2 pseudogenes are annotated in these 871 nt (G+C 46.8%); one reads left to right on the top strand and one right to left on the bottom strand.

The window, feature by feature from the left end:
• Nucleotides 1-405 (bottom strand): annotated as a pseudogene (locus DW677_RS19025) (helix-turn-helix transcriptional regulator); the annotation flags it as partial.
• A gap of 284 nt (nt 406-689) precedes the next feature.
• Here DW677_RS19025 and DW677_RS18050 point away from each other — a divergent pair.
• Nucleotides 690-842 (top strand): annotated as a pseudogene (locus DW677_RS18050) (DeoR family transcriptional regulator); the annotation flags it as partial.
• Nucleotides 843-871: the final 29 nt, after the last annotated feature.

Below are 871 nucleotides of genomic sequence, written 5' to 3'. Positions count from 1 at the left end.
GTTGAGGTTGTGGATTTGCATGGTAGCAATCCCGTCCACATAAATCTCAATGTCCGCAAGAAACTTGATAAAGTCCTTATGGGTGGCAAGTTCGCAGAGCAGACGGTTGTTAATCCGACCGCTTTTCAGAAGTGCTACCATCTCATCACTCAAATGCAGCTCCCTTAATGGCGTGTTGATCTCCGCCCGGTTCTCTGTCCGGCAAAAGAGATAATCGAGGGACACCCCATAAAAATCTGCCAGCAGGATAAGGTTGCCATGATTGATTTCCTTATAGTCATCTTTTTCATAACTGCCAAGAGCCGATTTTGAAATACCCGTTTGCTCAGCCAGTTCTTCCAGTTTTAATCCTTTGTTTCATCGTAAATCTTTTAGCCGTTCCTGTATTGTAGTAGCTCCGTTCATTGAAGCAGTTCCCCCTTCTGACGACATTTATAACCGTTGAATTGATTATACCATATCAATTCCGCAATCGTGGAAATTTCTGATTTTTACCCCGAATTCCTACTTTGTGGACATACGGCACAGGGCACAAAAATGTTCTATGATACAGGTAGTTCATCGATGGATTATTCCAATCGAATGACCAGCCTGTGTGGGATATGCTTCCCCGGCGATGTAGTGCCATGACTTTTGGCAGGGATGTGGAGGAACCCTGATCGAAACGAGCATACCAAAGGGAGCGATACGCCGCAGTCCTGTCCTGCAGTCCCATGACGGTCAAGCGTTCTCTGAATGAATTGGAAACTGTCGGACTTATCATGCGGGTGCGTCAGGGCGTTGGAGAACCAAACCGGATTTATGTGCTGATACCGGGAAAGGAGGACGCTGCCCTTGCCTGATACCTCAAAGCTGGAAAAGCTCAACCGGG

The organism is Clostridium sp. AM25-23AC, from assembly GCF_003435125.1.
Lineage (GTDB): Bacteria > Bacillota > Clostridia > Lachnospirales > Lachnospiraceae > Pilosibacter > Pilosibacter fragilis.
Note: the sequence above shows the minus strand (reverse complement) of the source record. Positions and strands in the feature narration are given on the sequence as shown.